Source organism: Micromonospora sp. PTRAS2, assembly GCF_054052245.1.
The window spans coordinates 1-24312 of the sequence record NZ_JBSWBU010000007.1 but is presented as its reverse complement, the minus strand read 5'-3'; the positions used below and the strand labels follow the sequence as shown (position 1 = coordinate 24312).

The following is a 24312-nucleotide window of genomic DNA, read 5'->3' as shown; positions in this document are numbered from 1 at the left end:
CGCGCGACGGGCCACAGGGAGGCGCGGTGACCGACGCGACGGCGACGCGCCTGGTGGCGGCGGCCTCCGGTGGGGACGAGGCGGCCTGGGCGGAACTGGTGCGCCGCTACACGCCGCTGGTGGTGGCGGTGATCCGGGCCCACGGGATGAGCCGCGCCGACGCCGCCGACGTCAACCAGACCGTGTGGCTGCGCCTGGTGGAGCGGCTCGACCAGCTGCGCGACCCGGAGGCGCTGGCGGCCTGGCTGGCGACCACGACCCGGCGCGAGTGCTACCGGCTGTCCCGCCTCGACCGCCGCATGCGGCCCGTCGACCCGTACGACGACGCGCTCGACGCCCGGCACGGGTCGCTGGTGGACGCGGTGACGCCCGACGAGGAACTGCTGCGGGCCGAACGGCGGCAGGCGCTGCGGGAGGGCTTCGCGCAGCTCCCGCCCCGCTGCCAGCACCTGCTGGCGCTGCTGACGGCCGACCCGCCGGTCAGCTACCGGGAGATCGGCGAACGGCTGGGCATGCCGGTGGGTAGCATCGGCCCGACCCAGGCGCGCTGCCTGCGCAAGCTGCGCGCCTGCCCGGCGCTCGCCCCGTTCGTCGGGGTGCGCCGTGGCCTGGAGACGAGCGGGGGTGAACGCGATGGCGCCGTGGCCGCCGGCCGATGACGACGCCCTGACCGTGGAGCTGGGCGCCGCGCTGTGGGACACCGGGCCGGTCCCGGAGGAGTTCCTGACCGCGGCGCGGGCGGCGTTCGCCTGGCGGACGGTCGACGCCGAGCTGGCGGTCGCCGAGCTGATGTTCGACTCGGCGTGCGACGCCGAACCGGCCGGGCTGACCCGCTCGGGCGGCTCCGCGCGCACGTTGTCGTTCCGCAGCGGGCAGGTGGTGCTGGAGATCGAGGTGACCGAGGCCGGCATCGTCGGCCAGCTCTCCCCGCCCCGGGGCGGCCGGGTCACCGCCCGCACGGCCACCGGCCCCTACGACGAGTCGCCGGTCGACGAGGTGGGCTTCTTCTCGCTGGGTGCTCCCCCGACGGGCCCCGTCCGGCTGTCCGCCCGCGCCGACGGGTACGCCGTCGCCACCGACTGGGTCAGCCTGGGCTGACGCCCGTGGCGCAGCGGGGAGCAGGGCCCACCGAGGCCGCGGGTCAGCGATAGGGAGCTGAGTCGGTCACGACATCAACCCGGCCGGAATCACGGCGGCCGCTTGATGTCGTATTCGACTCAGCTCCCTATGCGTCGAGAGAAGGAGCCACCGGCTGGTGGGCTCCGGCCGGCCGACGCCCGAGGGCACCGGCCGGCCGGAGCTCGGCTCAGCGCAGACCGGACTCGATGGCCTCGATGATCCGGGGCCGCAGCTCGGCCGCGCGGATGACGGCGTCGACGGAGCCGACCTCGACCGCGCGCTGGATGTTGTGCACCCGGTCGAACTCGGCGGCGACCTCGCCCAGCTTCTCCGCCCGCACCGACGAGCGCAGCTCGTCCAGCTCGGCGGTCAGGGCGGCCCGCTCGGTGCCGGAGGCCGCCGCGACGCGGGCCTCCAGGTCCCGCACCCGCGGGTCGGCGGCGGTGCGGGCGTTGACGTCGCCGGAGAAGACCACTGCCGCGGCGGGCGCGCCGCCGAGCACCGACGCGAACGAGCCCTCCAGCGCCAGCACGGTCATGTTCGGGTTCAGCGCCTTGGAGAAGACGACGAACGCGCCGCCGTGGTAGCGGGAGATCACGCAGAACACGATCGGCCCGCGGAAGTTGACGATCGCCCGGCCGATCTCCGCGCCGTACTCCAGCTGGAGCTTGCGCATCGACTCCGGTGAGCCGTCGAAGCCGGACAGGTTCGCCAGCACCACGAGGGGCCGGTTGCCGCTGGCCGCGTTGATCGCCCGCGCGGCCTTCTTCGACGAGCGTGGGAACAGCGTGCCCGCCGTGTAGGTGTCCGGGCCGTCGGTGGGCGGGAAGCCGCGCCGGGGCACCGACCGCGACTCGATGCCGAGCAGGCACACCGGCATGCCGCCCAGGTGCACGTCCTGCACCACCGCGGTCTCCGCGTCGGCCATCCCCGCCCAGCGCTCCAGCACCGGGTGGTCCTGGTCGGACAGGGCCCGCATGACGCTGCGGATGTCGAACGGCTTCTTGCGGTCGGGGTTGGCCTGGGCGGAGAAGATCTCGCCGACCGTGGCGAAGTCGCTGCCCGCCATGACGTGCGGGAAGTCCGAGACGTCACGGTCGACCGGGTCGGTCGTGGTCGCCCGGCGCGGCCCGGACTCGCCGGGGGCGACGTACGTGTGGTCGTAGTGCGCCATCAGCACGTCCCGGGCGGCGGTCAGGTTCGGCGCCCAGTACTGCGCCTGCCCGTTCGGGCCCATCACCCGGTCGTAGCCGCCGATGCCGAAGTTGTCCTCCGCAGAGACGCCGCCGGAGAAGTCGAGCGACTGCTTGCCGGTGAGCACCATCGCCGAGTCCGGCGTCATCACCAGGACGCCCTTGGTGTGCATGAGCATCGTCGCCTCGGCGTTCCAGTACGGCTGCGCGCCGACGTTGATGCCCGCGACCACGATGTTGATCTCGCCGCCGTCCTGGGTGAACTCGACGATCCGCTTGAGCGCCGCGGCCACCCAGTCCATGTTCTCCGTGCCGGACTCCATGGAGATCCGCGCGCCGGAGGACAGCGCATACCACTCCAGCGGGACCCGCATCGACTCGGCCAGGTCCAGCGCGGCGATCACCCGCCGGCACTCCGGCTCCGACAGCGCGCCGAGCGACTTCGTCGGATCGCCGAGCAGCACGACCCGGGTGACACCCTCCGGGTAGCGCGTCGTGCGGGTGGTGACCACGCCCGCGACGAGCGCCGCGCGGTTGCGGCCCCGGGGCCGGTCGACCGGCACCAGCGCGTGCCGCTCGTCGAGGTCGTGCTCGACGAACTCGCCGAGCAGGCCGGTCAGCTCGTACGGGTAGACCGTGTTGCGGCTGGCCGCCCGCAGCACCTTCTGCCGGTAGTCGTCGAGCGGCTCGACCGGCTCGTCCGACGGCTCGCCGACGGTCAGCTCGGCGGCGCCGGTGGCGTCGAAGGAGACCCGCACGGCGATCTTGGTCAGCTCGCCGGTGACCCGGTCGCGCTGCCGCGCGATGAACAGGATCTCCTCCAGCCCGGCGCCGGCGGTCGTCGGCAGCACCCGCCCGGCGATCGTCTCCAGCTCGGCGCGGGTGATGTCGCTCGGCGGCCAGACGTAGACCACGATCCGGTTGGTGTTGACCCGCCTGTTCGACGGCCGCCGCGACTGCGCGCGCCGGATCGAGTCCAGGCAGGTGGCGACGGTGTCCTCGGCCGTCGGCAGCGACACCAGCCGGCCGTCGTGCTCGCGCAACTCGGTCAGGTCGCGCACCTGGGCGAACGCGACGAGGCGCTCGTCGGACGGGTTCTCCCGCGCCACGCACCGGAAGAGGTAGACCTCCTCGTCGGAGGACGGCAGCCGGGTGAGGTCGAACTTGCGCAGCCGCTCCAGCTGCATCCGCTGGGCGATGTACGGGTGCAGGAAGCGGACCAGCCGCTCCTCGGCCATCCCGGTGGTCGACGGGCGGAACGTGAAGTGGTGGTGCATCACCGCGCCGCTGCGGCCGGCGACGGTGGCGGTGATCCGGCGGACCTGGGCGGGCAGCGGGTAGGCCCCGATGACCTCGTGCAGCGCCGCCGCCATCGCGTCGGAGTCCTCCGGCTGCCGCTCCCAGGCGAGGTAGACGTCGGCGTCGACGGCCTCCTCGCCGCCGGCCAGCTCCGCCAGCCCGCGCAGCGCGTCGCCCAGCGCCTCGAACCGCACCGCGGCGGAGACCACCCGCGAGTCGGCCCGGTCGGCGACGACGAACGTGCAGCCGGCGACGGAGCTGGTGCGTACGCCGGTGAGGCCCTTGTTGCCGTAGTAGCGGCGGGTCAGCACCTCCAGCATCACCGCGTTGTCGAGGTGGTCGCGGACCAGCCGCTGGCCGAGCAGCCGCACCAGCGGCTCGGTGCTGCGGACCATCTCGGCGACGCGCTCGGCGCGGTCCGGCGCGTCGGGGTGGGCGTCGAGGTGGCGCAGGTGCCGGCGCACGGCGGCGTAGACGCGGGCCCGGTTGCGGCGCAGCAGCGGCTGGCCCAGCCAGGCGAAGACCACCCCGCGCGCGAGGTCGGCGACGACGGGGAAGCGGACCTGCGTGGCGGCCACCAGCCGCTCCAGCGCGAGGCCGGCGGGCTCGCGCAGCACGTCGTCCGGCGGGGGCTCGCGCAGCCACTCGCGCAGCAGCGTCGCGACGACCGTGGCGTCGGCGGCGGCGCGCTGCTGGGCGAGGAAGATCCGGAACACGGCGGCCTCGAGGGCGGGCGTGCGCTCCAGCTCGGTGACGCCGTAGTGCCCGAGGGCCTTGGCGAGCTTGGCCTGGAACGTCTCCGGCAGGCCGGCGCGCTCGACGTCGAGGCACTGCAGGTAGGTGTGGAAGTATTCGCGGGCGCTGAAGACGTGGCCGTCGCCGTCCTCGCCGGCCGGCCGGTTGCGGCTGAGCTCGGCGAGGTCGGCGAACACGTCGACGAGCCCGAACTCCTCGGCCAGCGGCCGGTAGCCCTCCTCGGCGGCGGCCCGGCGCGCGACCAGGTAGTCGTCGAGCACCCGGCGGTCGTCGTGCGGGTCGACGTCGAAGCCCAGCAGCAGGCTGCGCAGGTCCTCCTGGCCGCGCGTGGCGCGCTCGCGCGCCGGGATGGTCGCGGCGGCAGCGGGCAGGTCCAGCTCGACGGCCGGACCGGACGATGTGTCCTCGGCGGCGTCGTCGTCGGCGAGGGGCTCCAGCCGCAGCAGCGGCGCGCCGGTCTCCACCTGGCTGCCGACGGAGACGGCGCACTCCTTGAGCCGCGCCCGGAACGGCGCGCGCAGCACCGTCTCCATCTTCATGCTCTCCAGCACGAGCACCGGCGCGCCCGCCTCTACCTCCGCGCCGACCTCCAGCGGCGTGGCGACGACCAGCGCGGGGGCGGGCGAGCGGACGACGCCGCCCTCGTCGCGGCTGACCCGGTGGGTCACCCCGTCGACCTCGACCAGGTGCACCGGCCCGTGGGTGCCGGTGAGCAGGCGGTAGCGCGTGCCGTTGACGGCGATCTGCCCGGTGTGCCGGTCGAAGCGGTCGAGCTCGACGTCGGCGGTGCGCACGCCGTCGCCGGCCTCGATGCCGACGCGGAACCGGTGCGCGCCGACGCGCGCCACCCGGACCCGGTAGCCGACGCCGCGCAGCTTCAGGTCCAGCGGCCGGCCGCTGGCGTGCTGCACCTGCGGGCGCCCGCCGAACGCCGTCGACAGCAGCCGCTGCCGCTCGGCGCGCTCCTCCTCCTCGTACGCCTCGATGGCGGCGGCGGCCAGGGCGACGGCGGAGTGCCGGTGCGTCACGAGCCGGCCCTCGCCCCGGACGCGGTCGATCCAGCCGGTGTCGGCGCTGGCGTCGATCACTTCGGGCTGGTCGAGCAGGTCGAGCACGAAGCTCTTGTTCGTCGCGCCGCCCTCGATGATCACGGTGGTCTCCGCCATGGCGCGGCGCAGCCGGCCGAGCGCCTCGTGGCGGTCGCGGCCGTACGCGATGATCTTGGCGATCATGGAGTCGAAGTCGGCGGGGATGGTGTCGCCCGCGCTGACGCCGGTGTCGACCCGGATGCCGGGCCCGGCGGGCAGGTCGAGCCGGGCGATGCGGCCCGGGGAGGGGGCGAAGTCGCGGTCCGGGTCCTCGGCGTTGAGCCGGGCCTCGATGGCGTGCCCGCGCTCGACCGGCGGCGCGCCGTCGAGCCGGCCGCCGGAGGCCACGTGCAGCTGCGCCTTGACCAGGTCGAACCCGCAGGTCACCTCGGTGATCGGGTGCTCGACCTGCAGCCGGGTGTTGACCTCCAGGAACGCGAAGAGCCGGTCGCCGGGGTGGTAGAGGAACTCGACGGTGGCGGCGCCCCGGTAGCCGACCGCGACGGCGAGGCGCTCGGCCGACGCCTTGAGCTCGGCGGCCTGCTCGGGGCTGAGCACCGGCGAGGCCGACTCCTCGATGACCTTCTGGTTGCGCCGCTGCACGGAACAGTCGCGCACGCCCAGCGCCCACGCGGTGGCGCCGTCGGCGATCACCTGCACCTCGACATGCCGGGCGCCGGTGACGAGGCGTTCCAGGAACACGACGCCGCTGCCGAACGCGCGCGCCGCCTCCTGGCTGGTGCGCTCGTAGGCGTCGGCCAGCTCGGCGGAGCTGGTGACCACCCGGATGCCGCGCCCGCCGCCGCCCGCCGTGGCCTTGAGCATCAGCGGGTAGCCGATCCGCTCCGCGGCAGCCAGGGCGTCGTCGAGGGTCTCGACCGCGCCCCGGCTCCACGGCGCGACCGGCACGCCGACCTCCTCGGCGATCAGCTTCGCGCCGATCTTGTCGCCGAGCTTGCGCATGGCGTCCGCGCTCGGCCCGACGAAGGTGACGCCGACCCGCTCGCACAGCTCCGCGAACGCCGGGTCCTCCGCGACGAAGCCCCAGCCGACCCACGCGGCGTCGGCCCCGGTCTCCACCAGGGCGCGCTCCAGGGCCTTCAGGTCGAGGTACGGCCGCGCCGAGGCGGGGCCCAGGTCGTACGACAGGTCGGCCTCGCGGACGAAGGTGGCCGCGCGGTCGACGTCGGTGTGCAGGGCGACGGTCTCGATCCGTGTCCCGGTCTCGGCGGCCAGGTCCCGGACGGCGTGGATGAGCCGCATCGCGGCCTCTCCACGGTTGACGATGGCGACACGACTGAACACCGACCCAGCCCTCCTGTAGACCGACGACGGGCGCACGCGACACTGCGACCCCGGCAGTGTTCACCCTTCCGTCTACGGGGCGGCTGCGCCATGTCGCAGACAGCGCAGGCTGCGCGGCCGACGTTGTAGGAAACCACCAAAGACCGTTGGCCGCACACGCCTAACCAGGGCACTCGCCGGGCGGGGCGGCGGGCGGCGACCACGGCCACGGGACGTCCCGGAAGGCCGCCTCGACGAGCAGGGCCTCCACGGCGCGCAGGAACGCCTCGGCCCGCTGCGGCGGCAGGTAGCGGGTGTCCACGGTCACGGACAGCTCGACCGCGCCGGGGGCGTCGAGGACCTGGAGGCGGCAGCGCCAGCTGAACGCCTCCAGGTCCTCCACCCAGCGGAACGCGCTGCGCTCCGCCGCCGCCCGCAGCGTCGCCTCGTCGCAGCCGGCGGGGTCGACGCCGGCGTCGTGCGGCAGCCGGATGTCGTTGAGGTAGCAGAACGGGGCCAGGGCGGTGTGGTAGTCGAGGCCCCGCGCGGCGAACGCGCGTTCCAGCTCCCGGGGGTCGTAGTAGGCGTGCCGGTAGGCGTCCAGCGACGCCGTGCGGGCCCGGGTGAGCAGCTCGGCGAAGGCGGGCCGGTCGGCCAGGTCGATCCGGCAGAGCCCGATCTGGTTGAGCTTGCTGATCGCCCCGTCGTACTCGGGCTGGAAGCGGTTGTTGACCATCGTGAACACGCCGCAGACGTCGCCGCCGCCGTCGGCGGCGAGCACGGCGGCCGTGGCCGCGAGCAGGACCGTGGCGTCGCTGACCCCGTGCCGGGCGGCGACGATCCGCGCCGCGTGGCGCACGGCCGGCGAGACCAGCGATCCCCGGCGGTAGCGGGGGGTCAGGCCCGGGCCGACCGGGTCGAACAGGCCCACGGTGAGGTCGGGGAAGTGCCGCGTCCAGTACGCCACCGCCCGGTCGCCCCGGCGGCGTTCGCCGTCGCCCTCCCGCTCGGCGACGTCGAGCGACTGCGGGCCCGCCGGGGTGGGCACGGACCCCCGCAGCACGAGCATCCGCAGGTCGCGCAGCACCGTCTCGGCGGCGTGGAAGTCCACCGTGGAGTGGCTGAAGACCAGCACGACCTGGCGTACCCGGTCGTCGACGGTGACCACCGCGGCCCGCACCGGCCACTCGGCGGCGTGGTCGAAGCGGGGGTCGCCCAGCCGCGCGGCCAGCGCCGAGGCGGCGGCCCGGCCGTCCGGATCCGCCGCGGCCGACGCCACCGGGTGCACCAGCACGGGCAGCCGGCCCGCACCGGTGGCCGACTGGTACAGCTCGCCGTCGACCGAGCGGACCCGGGTGCGCAGCGACTCGTGCCGCCGCACCAGCGCCGCGACGGCCCGCACGGCCCGCGCCACGTCGACGTCGGCGCGCCGGGACACGGCCAGCGTGCGGCGCAGGTTGAGCACGCTGTGGCGCGGCGACTCGAACACCTCGACGGCCCGCCACATCGCCCGCTGGCCCCAGGTGAGCGGGCCGGTCGCGTCCCGGCCGCCGGTGAACTCCGCGTACGCCAGCTCCTCGTCGGCGGCGGCCGGGAGCACGGCGGGCGGCGGCACCGGCGGGGGTGCCGCCGGGACGGGCGACGGCCAGGGCACCTCGGCGAACGCGGCCTCCACCAGCAACTCCTCCAACTCGCGCAGGAACACCTCGACCGCGTCGAGGGCGACGTGCCGGGTGTCGGCGCTCAGGGTGAGCCCCACCCCGCCCGGGGTGTCGACCACGTGGGTCAACAGGTGCCAGGAGGACCGGTTCAGCCCGGCCGTCCAGGAAAAGTCGCTGCGCGCCGCAGCGGCCCGCAGCTCGCCCCGGGTCGCCTCCGGCGCGGCGGCCGGGCCGCCGACGGGCAGCCGGACGTCGTTGAAATAGTAGTGGGGCAGGAATGCCGAGTCGTAGTCGCGGCCGCTCGCGGCGAAAGCCGCGCGCAGCGCGGCCGGATCGTAATAGGCGTGCCGCAGGCCGTTCAGCGACGCCTGCCACACGCGGGAGAGCACCTCCGCAAATGCCGGCCGGCCGGTCAGGTCGAGCACGCAGAATCCGATCTGGCCGAGGTTGGCCACGGCATTCGCGTAACCGGCCGGGAACCGATTGTGCGCCATCGGGAAAGCGCCGCAGACCTCCCGGCCGGACCGGGCGGCGGCCAGGGCGCCCACCCCGGCCAGCAGCACCGCCGAGGTGCTGACCCGGTGCCGGGCGGCGATCATCCGGGACGCCACGTCGACGGCCGAGGAGACCAGCACGCCCCGGCGCAGCCGGGGGGTCAGGCCGGGGCCGCCGTCGGGCAGCGGTGCGGTCGGCAGCCGGTCGAACTCCCGCAGCCAGTACGCCACCGTCCGCGCGGAGCGCCGCACGTCGGCGGTGTGCTGGAGCCGTGCCACGTCCGCCGACTGGGGGCCGGGCGGGGTGTCGAGGCGACCGCGCAGCAGGAGCAGCCGCAGGTCCCGCAGCACCACCTCGGCGGCGTGGGCGTCCACCGTCGAGTGGCTGAACACCAGCACGACCTGGCGTACCCGGTCGTCCACGGTGACCACGGCGGCCCGCACCGGCCACTCGGCGGCGTGGTCGAACGCGACGTCGGCGAGCCGGTCGGCGGCGGCCCGGGCGGCGGCCGCGCCGTCGTCCACGCCGGGCACGACCAGCACCGGCAGGTGGCCGGTCGCGGCCTCCTGCTGGCGCGGCTCGCCGTCGACCACGCGGACCCGGGTGCGCAGCGAGGCGTGCCGGCCCACCAGCGCGCCGAGCGCCCGGACGGCGCGGTCGGGATCCGCACCGGCCCGCGCCGAGACCGGCACGACGCGGCGTAGGCTGAGGAACCGGTGGTTGGAGCCGTACCGGGCGTCCGCCCGCCACGTCACCTGCTGCGCCCAGGTCAGCGGGGCGGGCGGGGAGCCGACGCCACGGAATGGCGCGTGCAGCAGGGTCTCGGACGCCCACTCGGCGGGCACGACGGCATCGGCGAATCGCATTCCCGACCGTACGACGGGCGGTAGGGCGCGCCGGGTCGGTCGATCGGATTTTCCACAGTGGACCGATCAGACGACGCGATGCTCTGTTTGCAGCATGCAGACTACGTGCTCCTGACCGACCCTGGCGTGTGAGAAGGCTTCCGCGTGACCAATGTTGACGTACCGACGCGGGCCACATACACCCCGCCGAAAACGACGTTCCACCGTTCTGCGGAGAAACCGTCGCTGTCATTCGGCCAGGAGCGGATCTGGTTCACCGAACAGCTGACCCCCGGCACCGCCGCGTACCTCGTGTGGTCGACGACCCGGCTGCGCGGCCCCCTGGCGGTCGAGCTGCTGCGCGCGGCCCTCGACGGCGCCGCCGCCCGGCACGACAGCCTGCGCATGCGGTTCACCGAGAACGCCGACGGCGAACCCGTCGTGGAGGTGCTGCCCGAGGTGCGGGTGCCGGTCACCGTCACCGACGCGCCGTCGCTGGCCGATGCCCGCGAGCAGGTGGCCGCCGCCCTGCGCACCCCGTTCGACCTCGACGCCGCGCCCCTGCTGCGGGCGCTGGTGATCCGCCTCGCCGACGACGACCACGTCCTGCACCTGGCCATGCACCACATCGTCAGCGACGGCTGGTCGCTGGACCTGCTGCTGGGCGAGGTGGCGGCCGGCTACGCCGCGCTGCGCGACGGCGCTCCGCCGCCGGCGGCCCCCGGCACGCGGTACGTCGACTACGCCGCCTGGCAGCGCGACCGCCTCGACGGGCCGGCGAGCGGGGACGGGTTCGCGTACTGGACCGGTGCGCTGGCCGGGGTGCCCCCGCTGGAGCTGCCCACCGACCGGCCCCGCCCGGCCGTCCAGTCGTACGCGGGCGGCACCCACCGGTTCACCGTCGACGCCGACCTGACCGACGCGCTGCGCCGGTTGAGCCGCGCGCACCGGGCCACCCTCTACATGACGCTGCTCACCGGCCTGCAGGCGGTGCTGTTCCGCTACAGCGGCCAGCGGGACTTCGCCATCGGCTCCCCGGTGGCCGGGCGGGTGGTGCCGGAGCTGGAGAACCTGATCGGCCTGTTCGTCAACACCCTGGCGCTGCGCGCCGACCTCTCCCCGGCGGCGGGCCCGCCCGCCGCCGGGGCGGGCGCGGGTTCCCTGGCCGGCGACGCTCCCGCCGAGCCGAGCTTCGCCGCCCTGCTGCGGCGCACCCGGGGCACCGTCGTCCGCGCCCTGGCCCACCAGGAGATCCCCTTCGAGCGGCTGGTCCGGGAGCTGAACGTGCCCCGCGACGTCAGCCGCGCCCCGGTGTTCCAGGTGCTGTTCACGCTGCAGAACTACGCCCGCAGCGGCAGCCGGTGGCCGCAGGGGCTGAGCAGCGAGAGCCTCGGCGCGGACGCCGCCACGGCCCGGTTCGACCTGTCGCTGTACGTCAGCGAGACCGCCGACGGGCTGCGCGGCATGTTCGTCTACAACAGCGACCTGTTCGACGCCGAGACGGTCGCCCGGCTGGCCGCGAGCCTCGACGCCCTGCTGCGCGCGGCGGTCGCCCGCCCGGACCTGCCCGTGGTCGACCTGGACCTGCTCGGCGACGCGGGGCGCGACCGGGTGCTGGCGCTGGCCCGGCCTGGGGGCGGCGACCCGGAACCCGGCGGCGGGCCCGGGGTCACCGGCGCGGCGGCCACCCTGGCCGACCTGGTCGCCCCGCACGCCGCCGCGACCCCCGACGCGCCGGCCGTGGTGTGCGGCGCCGACGCGATCACCTACCGGGAGCTGGACCGGCGCGCCAACCGGCTGGCGCACTGGCTACGCGGGCGCGGGGTCGGCCCCGACGTCCTGGTCGGGGTGCTGCTGGAGCAGTCGGTGGAGCTGGCCGTGACGCTGCTGGGGGTGCTGCGGGCCGGCGGGGCGTACCTGCCGCTGGACCCGGAGCAGCCGCCGGCCCGGCTGGGCCTGATGCTCGCCGACGCCCGGCCCGCCGTGGTGCTGACCAGCGCCGGGCTGCGCGACCGGCTGCCGGTGGAGCCGACCGCGCCGCCCGGGGCCCACCCGGACGCCGCGGGCTGCGCGGTGGCCTGCCTGGCCGAGATCGCCGCCGAGGTCACCGCCCGGCCCGACACGCCCCCGGAGGCCGGAGCCGGCGGCGACGACCTGGCGTACGTCATCTACACCTCCGGGTCCACCGGCGTCCCGAAGGGCGTGGCCGTCGCACACCGGCAGGTGCTGCGCTACCTCGACGGGGTGGCCGACCGGTTCGCCGTCGTCCCGGCCGCCCGGTACGCGCTGCTGCAGTCGATGTCGTTCGACTTCGCCGTCACCGTCTTCTACCTGGCGCTGGCCACCGGCGGAACGGTGCACCTGGTGCCGCGCCGCTGCACCGGCGCCGAACTGGCCGAGCAGCTGCGCGCGCACCGCATCGACTACCTGAAGATCACCCCGTCGCACCTCGCGGCGCTGGCCGCCGACGCCGAGCCCGGCGACCTGCTGCCCGCCCGCGCGCTGATCCTCGGCGGCGAGGCGTCCGACCTGGAGCGGATCGCCCCGCTCGCCGCCGCCGGCACGGCCCGGGTGTTTAACCACTACGGCCCCACCGAGGCCACGGTCGGCGTCGCCACCTACGAGGTGACCGCCGACGGTCCCGCCACCGGCCCGGTGCCGACCGGCCGGCCGCTGCCGCACGCCCGGGTGTACCTGCTCGACGAGCGGATGCGGCCGGTGCCGGTGGGGGTGCCCGGCGAGCTGTACCTGGGCGGGGAGCGGCTGGCGCGCGGCTACCTCAACCGGCCCGGCCTGACCGCCGAGCGGTTCGTGCCCGACCCGTACGGGCCGCCGGGGGCCCGCCTGTACCGCACCGGTGACCTGGGCCGGTGGCGCGCCGACGGGCAGCTGATGTTCCTGGGCCGCCGCGACCACCAGGTGAAGATCCGCGGCTACCGGGTGGAACTCGGCGAGGTCGAGGCCGCGCTGCGCGACTGCCCCGGCGTGCACCAGGCGGCGGTGCTGCTGCGCGACGACCGCCTCGTCGCCTACCTGGAGCCGACGCCCGACGCGCAGGCCCTGGAGCCGGCGCGGCTACGCCGCGCCCTGGCCGACCGGCTGCCCGAGCACATGGTGCCCGGCCGGTGGGTGGTGCTGGACCGGCTGCCGTTGCAGGAGCACGGCAAGGTGGATCGGCGGGCGCTGCCCGCGCCGAGCGACGAGGTCCCCGCCGGCGAGCGGGTGCCGCCGGCCGGGCCGGTGGAGACGCTGGTCGCCGCGATCTGGCAGGCCGTGCTGGGGGTGGCCGAGGTCGGCGCGACCGACGACTTCTTCGACCTCGGCGGGCACTCGCTGCTGGCCACGCAGGTGGTGGCCCGGCTGCGCCGGGAGCTGCCCGCCGTGGCCGGCGGCGCGACGGGCACGGTCAGCGTGATGGACCTGTTCCGGCACCGGACCGTCCGCGAGCTGGCCGCCCTGGCCGCCGGGGGCGACACCGGGCCGGCGGGGCTGCTGCACGAGCTGACCCCGCCGGTGGCCGCCGCCGACCGCGTGGCCACGCTCGTCTGCGTCCCGTACGGCGGCGGCAGCGCCGTGGTCTACCAGCCGCTGGCCGACGCGCTGCCCGCCGGCTACCGGCTGCTGTCGGTGGCCATGCCGGGCCACGACATCGGCCTCGCCGACGACCCCGCGCCGATCGACCAGGTCGCCGCCGGGGTCGCCGAGGAGATCCTGGCCCGGGTGTCGGGCCCGCTGATCCTGTACGGGCACTGCGGCCCCGGCGGCGCACTCGCCGTGGAGGTGGCCCGGCTGTTGGAGGCGCGGGGGCGCGACCTCGACGCCGTGTACCTCGGCGCGGTGTTCCCGTTCGGCCGTCCCGCCGGTGGGCTGCTCGGTCCGCTGCTGCGGCTGCGGCTGGCCGAGCGGATCCGCAGCGACCGGATCTACCGCACCTGGTTGCAGGCGCAGGGCACCTCGGTCGGCTCGCTCGCCCCCGACGAGGTGGCGTTCCTGATCCGGGCGATGCGCCACGACGCCCGGGTCTCCGAGGAGTACTTCACCGAGCTGATGCATCGGCGGGTCACCCCGCTGCGCGCCCCGCTGATCTCGGTGGTCGGCGAGCGGGACCGCAGCACCGACTACCACGCCGAGCGGTTCCGGGAGTGGCACTTCCTCAGCGACCGCACCGCCCTCGCCGTGGTCGACGAGGCCGGGCACTACTTCCTGAAGTACCGGGCCGCCGAGCTGGCGGAGATCGTCACGACCGTGCACCGGCGGCTCGACGCGCCGGCCCCGCCAGCGCCCCCGGCCACCCCCGTGGTCGCGAGCGAGCCCGCGTGGCAGTTGGCCGGGATCTCCCGCCAGCCCGCCGGCCCGCCCGGGGCACCGCAGCCGTCGGGGCCGACGGCCGGCGCGGACGGCGCCCCGGAGCCGAGCATGCGCCGGTTCGGTCTGGTCGCCGCCGGTCAGGTGGTCTCCGGCATGGGCACCGCGCTGACCAACTTCGCGATCCCCCTGTGGATCTACCTGGAGACCGGGTCGCTGGCCCGGTTCGCCCTGTTCGCCGTGCTCGGCCTGCTGCCGGGGCTGCTGGTCGCGCCGCTGGCCGGGGCCGTGATCGACCGGACCAGCCGGCGGCGGGTGCTGCTGGCCGCCGGCCTCGCCGCCGGGGGCGCGAACGCGGTGCTGGCCGCCCTGGTGCTGACCGACCGGGCGCAGGTGTGGCACTTCTACCCGCTGGTCGCCTGGCTGTCGGTGGCGCTGGCGTTCCAACGCCTCGCGTTCGTCTCGGCGGTGCCGCAGCTGGTGCCCAAACGCTTCCTCGGTCACGCCAACGGCGTCACCCAGACGGCGATGGGGCTGACCCAGTTCACCGTCCCGCTGGTCGCGGTGGCCCTGCTCGACGCGGTCGGGCTGCGCGGCATCCTGCTCATCGACGTGGCGTCGTACGTGTTCGCGGTCGGGGTGCTGGGGCTCGTCAGGTTCCCCCGCACCCTGGCCCTGCAACGCCGCGAGGGCATCGGCGAGGAGATGGTCGCCGGCCTGCGGTACGCGCTGCGCCGCCGCGAGTTCCGGGCCATGCTGACGTTCTTCGCCGCCCTGAACCTGTTCCTGTTCCCGGCGCTGTACCTGCTCTCCCCGCTGGTGCTCGGCTTCGCCGACCTGGACCAGGTGGCGCGGATCGCGCTGACCGGCGGCGTCGGCGCGGCCGTCGGCGGCCTGGTGATGCTCCTCTGGGGCGGCCCGAGCCACCGCCGGATGCGGGCCGTGCTGCTGGGCACCCTCGGCATCGCGGCGGCCGCCGTGCTGACCGGGCTGCGGCCGGACCCGCTGGTGGTCGGCGCGGGCGCGTTCGGCATGTACCTGGCGCTGGGCGTCGTCAACGGCGTCTACAACACGATCATCCAGACGAAGGTGCCGCCGCGCTTCCACGGCCGGGTGTTCGCGCTCAACCAGATGATCGCCTGGTCGACGATGCCGCTGGGGTGGGGGCTCGTCGCCCCGTTCGCGGCGCGGGTCGCCGAGCCGCTGCTGCTGCCCGGCGGCGCGCTCGCCGGCACGGTCGGCGCGGTCATCGGCGTCGGCCCCGGCCGGGGCCACGGCCTGCTGTACGTCGTCTTCGGGGTGTGCATCGCGCTGACCGCCCTCGTCGCGCTGGCCACGCCGGTGCTGGCCCGGTTCGACGACGAGGTGCCCGACGCGCCGCCGGACGATCTGGTCGGCATCGCCGAACGCGAGGCCCGCGCCGCCGGGCACCCGGCCCGCGCCGCCGCCGACACGGGGCAGGCCCAGGGCACCACCCCGGGCGGGCCACGGTGACGGCGACGGCCGCCCCGCCGGCCGCCCGGACCGTCCCGGAGCTGCTGGCCTGGCGCACCGCCCTGCACCCCGACCGGGTCGCCGTCGAGGTGGCCGGGGTGCGGGCGCTGACCTTCGCGGAGTGGTCGGCCGACGCCGCGGCGGTCGCCGCCGGCCTGCACGGCCGGGGGGTGCGCCCCGGCGACCGGGTCGGGCTGGTGTTCGGCGCCCGCGACTGGACCGGCTTCGCGGTGGCGTACTGCGGGGTGCTGCGGGCCGGCGGGGTCGCGGTGCCGTTGTCGGACCGGCTCGCCGCCGGCCAGCTCGGCCACGCGTTGACCCACTGCGGGGCCGCCGCCGTCGTGCACGGCGACGCCACGGCCGCGCCGCCCGCCCCCGCCGGGCTGCCGGTGTGGCGGGCCGCCGACCTGGCCGCCAGCCCCGCCGACGCGGCCGACCCCCCGCCGGTACGCCCCGGCGACCTCGCGCAGATCCTCTACACCTCCGGCACCACCGGCCGACCGAAGGGCGTCGCCGCCAGCCACGCCAACCTGACCGCGAGCGCGCCGACCCACCCGCGCCGGCTGGCGCTGGCCCACTCGGAGCGGTTCCTGCACGCGTTCGCCATCGGCACCAACGCCGGGCAGACGATGCTGTTCAACGCGCTGACCGCGAAGGCCGGGGCGCTCACCCTGCCCGCGTTCACGCCGGTCCGGTTCGCCCGGCTGGTGCAGACCCCGGGCACGGGGACGCTGTTCGTCGTCCCGTCGATGGCCATCGAGCTGCTCGACTCGGGGGCGCTGCGCGGCCGGGACTGCACTGGCGTACACCTGATCGGGTCGACCGCGGCGGCGCTGCCGCCGGCCGTGGCGGCCCGGCTCGCCGCGGCCTTTCCCGAGGCGACCATCGTCAACTACTACACCTCCACCGAGGCGGCCCCCGCCCAGACCACGATGATCTGGGATCCGGCGCGCCGGGACGCGGTGGGCCGCCCGGTCGGCGGGCAGCTGCGCGTCGCCGACGCCGACGGCAACCCGCTGCCGCCCGGCACCACCGGCGACGTGTGGCTGCGCGCGCCGTACCCCCGCGCCTACTACCGCGACGACGCCGCCAACCGGGCCACCTTCCGCGACGGGTGGGTGCGGATGGGCGACGTCGGGCGCATCGACGCCGACGGCTACCTCTACCTCACCGACCGGCACCAGGACGTCATCAAGTCCGGCGCGTTCAAGGTCTCCAGCCTGGAGGTCGAGGCCGCGCTGCACGAGCACCCCCTCGTCGCCGAGGCGGCCGTCGTCGGCGTGCCGCACCCGGTACTCGGCTCGGCCGTCGCCGCCGCCGTGGTGGCCCGGCCGCACGCCGACGCCGCCGGGCTGACCCTGCCGGCGCTGCGCGCCTTCCTCGCCGACCGGCTCGCCGACTACCAGCTTCCCGCCCGGCTGCTGCTGCTCGCCGAACTGCCCCGCAACGAGGGCGGCAAGGTGCTCAAGCGGCAGCTCACCGGCCTGTTCGACAACTGATCCACCCCGAAAACGATCCATGGGAGAGCATGTGGGCACCGCCGAGGCGACATACGCGCAGCACGCCGTCTGGTTCACCGAGCAGGCCGGGGTCGCCGGCACGGCGTACCACATGGCGCTCGGCGTCCGGTTCGCCGCCGACCTGGACCGCCGGGCCCTGGTCGAGGCGTGCGCCGCCGTGGCCGACCGGCACCCCGTGCTCGGCGCCCGGGTCGTCACCGACGCCGACGGCACGCCGGGGCTGGCCCCCGCCGACGGGCGGGCCTCGGTGACCTTCGGCGAGTGGACCGACGCCCGGGTCGCCGAGGAACTGGCCCGCCCGCACGACCTGCGGGTCGGCCCGCTGGCCCGGTTCACGCTGCTGACCGCCACCGACGGCCGGCACCTGCTGCTGGTCTGCGTCCACCACCTCGCCTTCGACGGGATGTCGAAGGACGTGCTGGCCCGCGACCTGGCCGACGCGTACGCCGCCGCGCTCGCCGGGACGGCGGCGCAGGCCACGCCCCCCGCGGACGGGTACGCCGGGGACGCGGCGGCCGAGCGGGACCGCGTCGCCGTCGACCTGCCGGCCGCCCGCGAGTTCTGGGCGCGGCACCGGCCCGACGCCGCCGACGTGGTCCTGCCGGGCCTGCGCCGGGTGCCCACCGGCGCGGAGCCGGGCGCCGTCGTGGCCGTGGCGCTGCCCGCCGACCTGGTCGACGGCGTGGGCCGGGTCGCCGGCAGCCTCGGGGTGACCCGGTTCGAGCTGCTGCTCGCCGCCGTGCACGCCCTGCTGCACCGCTACGGCAACCGGGGCGTGCCCGTCGGCGTCACGCTGTCCACCCGCGCGCCGGAGCAGGCCGACCGGGTCGGGCTGTTCGTCAACGAGCTGCCCGTCACCGCCGACGACCCCGCCGCCGGCTCGTTCGCCGAGCACGCCCGCGCCGTGCGGGCCCGACTGCGCGAGGTGTACCGGTTCCGGCACGTGCCGCTGGCCCACGCCGTGTCGGGGCTGCGCCCCGCGCCCGCGCTCACGGCCGTGTCGGTCGGCTACCGCCGGCGCGGCGACGACCCCGCGTTCGCCGGGGTGGCCGCCGCCGTGGAGTGGACCCTGTTCGGCGGCGCGGCCCGCAACGCGCTGCACGTGCAGGTCGTGGACGGCCCCACCGGCGTCGACGTCGGCCTCCAGCACAGCCCGGCCGCCATCGACACCGACGCGGTAGAGCGCATCGGCGGCCACCTGCGCACGCTGCTCGCCGCCGTCGTGGCCGACCCGCAGCGGCCGGTCGCCGATCTGCCGGTGCTGCCCGCCGACGAGCGGGAGCGGGTCACCCGGGCCGGCACCGGCACGGCGCGGGCGTACCCGGACGTCACCGTGCCCGAGCTGTTCGCCGCCCGGGTCGCCGCCGACCCGGACGCGGTGGCCGTCGTCGACGGCGACGTGCGGCTCGGCTACGCCCGGCTCGACGCCGCCGCCGGCCGGCTCGCGGCGCTGCTGCGCGGCCGGGGCGTCGGCCCGGGTTCGCTGGTCGCGGTGGCGCTGGACCGCTCCTGGCGGACGGTGGTGACGATGCTGGCGGTGCTGCGCTGCCGGGCGGCGTACCTGCCCGTCGACCCGGGCCATCCCCCGGCGCGGCAGCGGCTCGTGCTCGCCGACGCCGCCCCGACGCTGGTGGTCACCGCCGCCGCGCCGGACGCCGGCCCTGACGCCGGGCCGCCGGTGCTCGCCCTCGACGAGGTCGACCTGCTCGGCGGCGGGCACACCGACGTCGACGCCGACGCCCCGACGACGGGCGACCTCGCGTACGTGCTCTACACCTCCGGCTCGACCGGGCGGCCCAAGGGCGTGGCGGTCGGCCACGGCGCGCTGACCAACCTGCTGCTGGGCCTGCGGGACCTGCTGGACGCCGGGCCCGCGCACCGCTGGCTGCACCTGACCTCGCCGTCGTTCGACATCTCCGCCGTGGAGGTGTTCCTGCCGCTGGTCACCGGCGGCCGGGTGGTCGTCGCCTCGGGGGTCAGCGCCCTCGACGGCGCGGCCGTGCTGCGGCTGGTCCGCGACGCCGGGGTGACCCATGCTCAGGCCACCCCGTCGGGCTGGCGGGTGCTGCTGGCGGCGGGCCTCGGCGCGGCCGATGCCGCCGACGCCGCCGATGCGGCGGGCGCGGCGGGTGCGGCCGGGTCGCTGGTGGCGATCGCCGGCGGGGAGGCCCTGCCGGTCGCCCTCGCCCGCGAGCTGCGGGCGCGCACCGCCCGGCTCGTCAACGGGTACGGCCCGACCGAGGCGACCGTCTACGCCACCGTCGAGGACGTCCCCGCCGACCCGGACACGGTGACCATCGGCTGGCCGCTGCCGAACGTGCGGGCGTACGTGCTGGACGCCGCGCTGCGGCCGGTGCCCGTCGGGGTGCCCGGCGAGCTGTACCTGGCCGGGGCGGGGCTCGCCGTCGGCTACCGGGGGCGCGACGACCTGACCGCCGAACGGTTCGTGCCGGACCCGTTCGGCGCGGCCGACGGGCGGCTGTACCGCACCGGGGACCGCTGCCGGTGGCTGCCGGACGGCCGCCTCGACTTCCTCGGCCGCGCCGACGACCAGGTGAAGGTCCGGGGGCACCGGCTCGAACTGGGCGAGGTCACCGCCCGCCTGCTGGAGCACCCGGGGGTGGCCGAGGCGACCGCGACGCTGCACGCCGACGCCGACGGCGAGGCCCGCCTCGTCGCGTACGCCGTGCCCCGCGCCGGCTCGGCCGTCGACGCCGCGGAGCTGCGGCGGCACCTGGCGCTCAGCCTCCCGGCGGCGGTCCTGCCCACCGACTGGGTGCTGCTGGACGGGCTGCCCGTCGGCCCCAACGGCAAGGTCGACCGCGCCGCGCTGCCCGCGCCGGCGCGCCGCGACGCCCCCGAGGAGGCGACGCCCCCCGTGCCGGAGACCGACGCCGACCCGGTGGTGCAGGCGCTGCGCGAGATCTGGCAGGACGTGTTGAAGATTCCCGACATCGGGCTGCACGAGGACCTGTTCGACCTGGGCGGGCACTCGCTGACCATCACCCGGATCAGCGGGCGGATCCAGCAGCGGCTCGGCGTCGAGGTGCCGCTCGACGCCTTCTTCGACACCCCCACGATCGCGGAGATCGCCGAGATCGTCCGACAGTCCCGAGAGGAACTCTGATGGGCACCACCGACCCGCGTACGCGGATCGCCGCACTGGTCAGCGAGGCCACCGGGGGCGAGGTGTCCGCCGTCGACGTGCTCGGCGGCGGCTCGCTGATGGCCCTCGGCGTGGACTCCCTGGGCCTGCTGCGCCTCGTCGACGCCCTCGAGCTGGAGTACGGCGTCGAGGTGGAGCTGACCGCGCCCGGCCAGCGGCTGGACACGGTCGACGACCTGGTGGCGATCGTCGCGCGGGGCTGACCGTCGGGTGGCGGTGGCGCCCCCCGGGCCGCGCCACCGCCACCCCGGTCGGGCGTCACCGCAGCCGGCGACGCCCGCTCAACCACTCCCGCGCGGGCCGCGTGTTGAGCGACCAGAGCACCCAGGCGAGCAGCCCCAGCCCGACGATCGTGATCGCGCCGAAGAGGCCGAGCGAGGCCGCGGCGAACAGCCCGGACAGCGCGTACGCCGGGTAGGCCGCCCACGGCCGGCGGGCCGCCAGGGTGCCCGCCACCAGCGCGCAGGCCGCCGCCATGGTGGCGAAGAACACCGCGGCGCCGAGCGAGCCGTCCTCGACCAGCAGCCGGTGCACCGTCGCCAGGGCGAACAGCAGCGTCAGGACCGCGAAGACGAGCACGGTGACCCGCACGGGGCCGGGCATCGGCGGGGAACCCAGCAGGTCCCCGTATCCGCCCCCACGGAACGATCGAACGGCCATGGCACAACGATGACCGTCTACTTTTACGTCTCTTGAACACTGTCAGGAAGACGACAGGTCGGGGCGGGGGCCTAAGCTTCCCGCCATGGCGAAGTACCTCGACGTGCACCCGGACAACCCGCAGCCCCGCACCATCGGCCAGGTGGCCGACCTCATCCGCCGGGACGGGCTGATCGCCTACCCCACGGACTCCTGCTTCGCCCTGGGCTGCCGGCTCGGCAACAAGGACGGCATGGACCGGATCCGGGAGATCCGCCACCTCGACAGCGGCCACCACTTCACCCTGGTCTGCCGCGACTTCGCGCAGCTCGGCCAGTTCGTGCACCTCGGCAACGCCGTCTTCCGGGCCGTCAAGGCGGCCACCCCCGGCAGTTACACCTTCATCCTGCCCGCCACGAAGGAGGTGCCGCGCCGGCTGCTGCACCCGAAGAAGAAGACCGTCGGCGTCCGCATCCCCGCGCACACCGTCGCCCAGGCCCTGCTCACCGAGCTGGGCGAGCCGCTGCTGTCGAGCACCCTGCTGCTGCCCGGCGACGACGAGCCGATGACCCAGGGCTGGGAGATCAAGGAACGCCTCGACCACGCCATCGACGCGGTCGTCGACTCCGGCGACTGCGGCACCGAGCCCACCACCGTGGTGGACTTCTCCGACGGGGACCCCGAGATCGTGCGCGTCGGCGCGGGAGACCCGTCCCGCTTCGCCTAGCCCGGCCCCCCACCGGCGTGGCGTCCACTTGACACAATCGGACCCGCATTCGCTCGACATCATCGATCCCGGCCGCGCCGGGCCGGGCACTGCGAGGTCATCCGATGGTACGACTCCTCCTGACCATCGTCGCGACGCTGCTCCTGCTGGTCGTGGTGCGGTGGTCACAACCGGACGCCCTGCGGGTCGACGGGTTCTGGTCGCTGGCGGCGGTCGCGCTCGTGACGGCGGCCGGGGCGTCCCTGACCCTGCGGCTGTCCCGGGTGCTGTTCACGCGGCTGGCACCGTGGGTGCGCGGGGTGCTCTCCACCGCCGTCGCGTTCGCCCTGGTGGCCTCGTTCACCGGCGACTTCGGTCCCGTCGTCATCGTGGGCGCGGTGCTGCTGGCGCTGTCGCTGCTGTTCTCGTTGCTGCGGGGCGGCACGCTCCGCGCGGAGCCGTTCCCGCCGGACATGCTCGCCGTGGGCCGCCTCGCGGGGCGGTTCGCGGTGCCCGCGCTCTGGTATCTCGCCGCCGTCGCCGTGGTGCCGGGGGTGCAGTCGGCGCAGCGCTGGCCGGGCGCGCTGCTGGGCGGCATCGTCGCGGGCGGCACCCTCGTCACCGGCGCCGTGCTGGCGTTCACCCGGCCCTGGCACGCCGCCGTGACGCCGGTGACGGTGGACGGCGCCGTCAGGGCCGCGTACGGCGGGCTCGGGCACCTCGTCGGGATCGGTGACCCGCACACCGGCGCGGACCTGCGGGTGATGGGCTCCTCCGGCGTGCTCCTCGACCTCGCGGGCTTCCTGCCGGACCCGACGCCCGACGCGGTGCGTCGGCAGGCCGGCCGGCTCACCCCCGGCCTGGTGCGGGCGCTCTGCGCGGTCGAGACGCCGCAGCGCACGCTGCTCGCCTCCGCCGGCTACGGCGAGGCCGTGCACCTGTGGGACCCGGCGACCGGGAAGGCGGTGCGCGCCCTCGCCGGCCACCTGGCCCCCGTGAACGCCCTGTGCGTCGTGCCGGTCGACGGGACGGTCCTGCTCGCCTCCGGCGGCGGCGAGCGAGGGGTCCGGATCTGGGACCCCGAGGCCGGTCGGCAGGTCAGGATGATCGGGCACGGAGTGCGAGCGGGCGTCCAGGCGCTGTGCACCGTCGCCCGCGACGACGGGGGCAGGGCCCTCCTCGCCGCCGCGTACACCGACGGCGGGATCCGGGTGTGGGACCCGGTCGACGGACGGCCGATCCTCCAGATCGCCGCCCACTCCAGCAGCGTCAACGCCCTCTGCACCGGCACCGTGGACGGCGCGGGCTGGCTCGCCTCGGCCGCCAACGACGGCACCGTACGCCTGTGGGACCTCGTCACCGGCAAGGCGCTCGGTTCCTTCGACGACAGCTCACCCCGGTACGCGCTCTGCCCCGTGGAGTTGGACGGGGAGGTCCTGGTCGCGGCGGCCGGCGACGGCGTGGGCATCTCGCTGTTCGATCCGGCGACGAGGACGCGCCGGGGTTCCCTGGGCACGGGGCCCGTGCTGCAGATGCTGCTGAACCCGAGACCGACGGGCTGGATCCGGTCCATGTGCCAGGTCGGCAGCGGCGACGACGCGTTCCTGATGTTCGCCGGGTACGACCGCGCAGTCGGCCAGATCCGCCTCCGCCCGGCGCTACAGGCCCTGGCCTGACCTTCGACGCTAGGCGACCGGGGCGAAGCCGAGGTAGGCGCTGTGTGGGCCGGACCAGCCGGAGCCGAACGAGCCGTCGGGCTTTCCCTGCGCGTCGTACACCACCACGTGCAGCTCGCACGTCGTCATGTAGTCATCCGGCGCGCAGTTGGGCCAGTACTGGACGTTCACGGATGCCGTGAACGTGTCGTCCTCGGTGAGCGGCACCGTGGCCAGCGGTGTGTCGCCATAGCAGCCGCTGTCCTGGATGATGTCGTAGCACGCGGTCTGAATGATGGTCACGTGCCGGCTGGGTGAGCCCTTCGCGGTGCCGGTGACCTCCACCAGTTGCCCGTCGACCAGGCCACTGTGCGGGGTCGCGGTGATCGTGGCCGGGTCGCCGGTGAACTCCAGGGGCGCGGTGGCGACCGACTGCCAATCATCGTCGACGACCCATTCGACGAAGAATCGGCAGATGTCCGCGCGGCAGTAGACCGGCTCGTCGTCACCGTAGGGGCGGCTGCGGTAGACCCTGGTGCTGGCGCTCACCTGCTCGGAGATCCGCCCCAGCCGGCTGGTGGTCGTCGTGTGCACGACCGCGCAGCCGAGGCGGCTGCCGTCGTAGTCGTAGGTTTCCTTGTCGCACTGGACGATGGAGACCTCGGTCCTCTTGGGCAGGCCGGTCGCCGTGACCCTGACGACCGACGAGGCCGACAACCCGGTCGACGGGCGCGCCGTGACCGACGGCGCGCGGTCGAGCTGGGCCGACGCCGCAGGGGCGGACGGGCTCACGGCCACCACGCCCACCGCCAGGACCACTGCGGACAACCATGACCGGAACCTCATGCGGCGCCCCTTCCACAACAAGCCGGCTATCGACACTCGTCGTTGCAGAATCGACCCTAGTCGAGGAGAGTCCCGGAGACGGGACCGGCCGCTGTCGGCTGTCAGACAGCGCCGCACCGCGGCTCGCCGCCCTGGACGCGACGCCCGCCAGCACCTCCGGTGATCAAGAGGAAAGTGTCAGAGTAGATCTTCAGCCCGACGCTTTTCTCTTGATGACCGGAGGCTTTCGCAGCCGGGGCTG

12 protein-coding genes are annotated in these 24312 nt (G+C 75.6%); 8 read left to right on the top strand and 4 right to left on the bottom strand.

The features are described 5' to 3' along the window. Positions 1-26 precede the first annotated feature (26 nt). Together ACVMYR_RS21440 and ACVMYR_RS21435 are read left to right on the top strand one after the other, a co-directional pair. Positions 27-659, top strand: a complete 633-nt coding sequence (locus tag ACVMYR_RS21440) for an RNA polymerase sigma factor (protein ID WP_077940395.1) — start codon at positions 27-29, stop codon at positions 657-659. Further along, on the top strand, positions 634-1098 hold the full coding sequence (locus ACVMYR_RS21435; RefSeq protein WP_052504067.1) for a hypothetical protein: 465 nt from the start codon (positions 634-636) through the stop codon (positions 1096-1098). The genes ACVMYR_RS21440 and ACVMYR_RS21435 overlap by 26 nt, the downstream gene beginning before the upstream one ends. 208 nt (positions 1099-1306) lie before the next feature. On the opposite strand, the gene ACVMYR_RS21430 is transcribed toward ACVMYR_RS21435, so the two are convergent. Together ACVMYR_RS21430 and ACVMYR_RS21425 are read right to left on the bottom strand one after the other, a co-directional pair. After that, entirely contained in the window at positions 1307-6760 is a 5454-nt protein-coding gene (locus ACVMYR_RS21430) for an ATP-binding protein (protein WP_457122547.1), read from the bottom strand. Between the two features lie 160 nt (positions 6761-6920). Then, entirely contained in the window at positions 6921-9761 is a 2841-nt protein-coding gene (locus ACVMYR_RS21425; protein ID WP_457122546.1) for a condensation domain-containing protein, read from the bottom strand. Between the two features lie 144 nt (positions 9762-9905). On the opposite strand from ACVMYR_RS21425, the gene ACVMYR_RS21420 reads away from it, so the two are divergent. From ACVMYR_RS21420 to ACVMYR_RS21405, 4 genes are read left to right on the top strand one after another with little or no spacing between them, the layout of a single operon-like run. Next, a complete protein-coding gene (locus ACVMYR_RS21420; protein ID WP_457122545.1) occupies positions 9906-15539 on the top strand; it encodes an amino acid adenylation domain-containing protein in 5634 nt (1877 codons plus the stop codon). Next, positions 15536-17038, top strand: coding sequence for a class I adenylate-forming enzyme family protein (locus ACVMYR_RS21415; protein WP_457122544.1), 1503 nt, complete (start codon positions 15536-15538; stop codon positions 17036-17038). Before ACVMYR_RS21420 ends, ACVMYR_RS21415 begins: the two co-directional genes overlap by 4 nt. 19 nt (positions 17039-17057) lie before the next feature. Continuing rightward, positions 17058-20186, top strand: coding sequence for a non-ribosomal peptide synthetase (locus tag ACVMYR_RS21410; protein WP_457122543.1), 3129 nt, complete (start codon positions 17058-17060; stop codon positions 20184-20186). After that, positions 20186-20428, top strand: a complete 243-nt coding sequence (locus ACVMYR_RS21405; RefSeq protein WP_077940401.1) for an acyl carrier protein — start codon at positions 20186-20188, stop codon at positions 20426-20428. Before ACVMYR_RS21410 ends, ACVMYR_RS21405 begins: the two co-directional genes overlap by 1 nt. A 55-nt stretch (positions 20429-20483) precedes the next feature. Here ACVMYR_RS21405 and ACVMYR_RS21400 read toward each other — a convergent pair whose 3' ends face one another. Next, positions 20484-20885 (bottom strand): hypothetical protein, encoded by a 402-nt coding sequence (locus ACVMYR_RS21400; RefSeq protein ID WP_357749605.1) that lies wholly within the window; start codon positions 20883-20885, stop codon positions 20484-20486. Between the two features lie 85 nt (positions 20886-20970). Here ACVMYR_RS21400 and ACVMYR_RS21395 point away from each other — a divergent pair, with 85 nt between their 5' ends. Together ACVMYR_RS21395 and ACVMYR_RS21390 are read left to right on the top strand one after the other, a co-directional pair. Beyond that, on the top strand, positions 20971-21591 hold the full coding sequence (locus ACVMYR_RS21395) for an L-threonylcarbamoyladenylate synthase (RefSeq protein WP_043969213.1): 621 nt from the start codon (positions 20971-20973) through the stop codon (positions 21589-21591). Between the two features lie 104 nt (positions 21592-21695). After that, a complete protein-coding gene (locus ACVMYR_RS21390; protein ID WP_457122542.1) occupies positions 21696-23246 on the top strand; it encodes a WD40 repeat domain-containing protein in 1551 nt (516 codons plus the stop codon). 9 nt (positions 23247-23255) lie between these two features. On the opposite strand, the gene ACVMYR_RS21385 is transcribed toward ACVMYR_RS21390, so the two are convergent. After that, entirely contained in the window at positions 23256-24044 is a 789-nt protein-coding gene (locus ACVMYR_RS21385) for a neocarzinostatin apoprotein domain-containing protein (protein WP_228987047.1), read from the bottom strand. Between the last annotated feature and the right edge of the window lie 268 nt (positions 24045-24312).